This is a genomic window from Acinetobacter sp. AB03 (assembly GCF_058107045.1).
The window spans coordinates 1-2,345 of record NZ_JBUEBA010000056.1 but is presented as its reverse complement, the minus strand read 5'-3'; the positions used below and the strand labels follow the sequence as shown (position 1 = coordinate 2,345).

1 protein-coding gene is annotated in these 2,345 nt (G+C 52.1%); it reads left to right on the top strand.

Annotated features, from left to right (window positions below):
• Nucleotides 1-576: 576 nt before the first annotated feature.
• Nucleotides 577-2,238 (top strand): group II intron reverse transcriptase/maturase, encoded by a 1,662-nt coding sequence (ltrA, locus tag ACY3FQ_RS18135; RefSeq protein WP_005167203.1) that lies wholly within the window; start codon nt 577-579, stop codon nt 2,236-2,238.
• Nucleotides 2,239-2,345: the final 107 nt, after the last annotated feature.

Here is a 2,345-nt window from a genome sequence, read left to right as displayed (position 1 = left end):
GTGCGACACGAAGTCGCTTAATGAAGTTGTTCCCCCCTGCGGGAACCACCCGTGTCACCGGGTGAATCTAGAAGGCTGAATAAAGAGCGCCTTCGACAATGTAACGAGGCACCGCAAGGTGCGGGGTATCAATCGTGAGAGGCGTACCCTTCTGGCAGCCATAGCCGGACAAGGGCTAGATAATCGGTATGGTGAACACATGTGAATCTGCGTAACGATCGTTAAGTTGAACGAGCGGAAATGGCTGATACGCTCGAACCAAAACGGTAATGGAGGTGGGAATTGCGTCTTTCGACTACGCATTCGTGACCCATACGCCTCCCGGTCGATAGCAGGCACCTAAGCCGATGTACTTCAGTAAGCGGAACGTGGAAATCCCGTATTACTCCCATTGGGAAAGCAGTTTGCAAAAACTGCCCATGGTGATGCGGGCGAAGGAACGAGGAAAAAGCGAATGCCAGTCTGTAATGGGTTGGATAGAGGTTGAAACATTACCCCACGCGAAAGCGGGCTGACGTCCTTATGGTCTCTCATCACAAGAGAGTGTGTAGAACCCTTTTAATGGAGGGAGAGCAAATGAATGCAGCAGTATCAGCGTGTGCACCTTCCAGCACATCGTGGGACAGCATCGATTGGATTGCTGTACAGCGTCATGTCAGAGGGCTGCAAGCGCGTATTGTGAAGGCGGTACAAGACGGCAGGCATAACAAGGCGAAAGCTTTGCAATGGCTGCTGACTCACTCGTTTAGTGGCAAAGCATTGGCCGTCAAACGAGTGTCTGAAAACAAAGGCAAAAACACGGCTGGGGTCGACAAGGTGACTTGGAATACACCCAAGGCCAAGACCGGTGCGATGATGTCGTTGAAGAGGCGAGGTTACACGCCCCTTCCGCTTCGGAGAGTCCTTATTCCGAAGAAAAATGGCAAGATGAGACCTCTCGGGATACCCACGATGAAATGCCGGGCCATGCAGGCGCTCCATCTGCTGGCTTTGGAACCCATCGCGGAGACCATCGCTGATCGGAACTCTTATGGGTTCAGACCGCAACGCTCAACCGCGGATGCTGCAGCACAGTGCTTTGGTGTGCTGTCAAGAAAAGTAAGTGCGGAGTGGGTGCTAGAGGGTGACATTCAAGGCTGTTTCGACAATATCAGCCATGACTGGATGATCGCCAACCTCCCAATGGACAAGGTGATTCTACGGAAATGGCTCAAAGCCGGTTACGTCTACCAAAGCAAGCTGTTTCCCAGTCTTTCCGGAACACCGCAAGGAGGTATTATCTCCCCGGTGCTGGCCAACATGACCTTGGACGGACTGGAAACGATGCTGGCGAAGAGGTTCTCTAACGCCAAATGGACAGGCAAAAAGCTGCAACTGGTACGGTATGCGGATGATTTCATCATCACGGGGTATTCTAAAGAGTGGCTCGAAAATGAAGTTCGTCCTGCCGTGGTTGAATTTCTGGCGCAGCGCGGTCTCGTGCTCTCTCAGGAAAAGACCAAAATCACGCACATAGGGAACGGGTTCGATTTTCTTGGCTGGAACGTACGTAAGTACAACGGCAAGCTACTGATCAAGCCGTCAAAGGCAAACATCAGCGCTCATCTTGACAAGCTGCGAGCATTAATCAATGCAAACAAAGCGACACGACAGGCCACTTTGATCGGTTTGCTCAACCCGATTCTAAGGGGTTGGGCCAACTATCACAGTCATGTCGTTGCCAAGAAGGTTTTCAACCAGGTAGACAACGCAGTGTGGGAAATGCTCTGGCGATGGGCTGTACGTCGCCACCCTCGCAAGACACTCCGATGGGTCAAAGATCGGTATTTCAAAGTACAAGGAGCGCGTCGATGGGTGTTCTCATGTGATGAACAGTCCGCCGATGGTCGGAAGCGACAATACACATTAGTGTCTGCCTCGGACACGCCAATTGTGCGACATATCAAGATCAAGGCTGCTGCTAACCCTCATGACCCCGCATGGGATGAGTACTTCGAATCCCGATGGGGTAAAAGAATGCTGGTCTCCGCAAAGGGGCGAGCCAAGCTGTATCGGGTGTGGCTAAAACAAGGTGGTCGCTGCTGCGCCTGTCTTAAACCAGTCACCAAAGATACACCATGGCACAGCCGTCATATTGTGAAGCTAAGTCATGGTGGAACGGATGCAGTTGCTAATCTTGAGATTTACCATCTGTATTGTCCGAGGAGTGTTCAGTTTGCCAATGTCAACGATGTATAACCGGGTGCCGAATGGCGCCTTAGCAGAGGCTTGAGCCGTGTGCTGGGAAACTCGCATGCACGGTTCTTAGGGGGTTGGACGTAGGTAACTGCGTCTGACTACCCGAC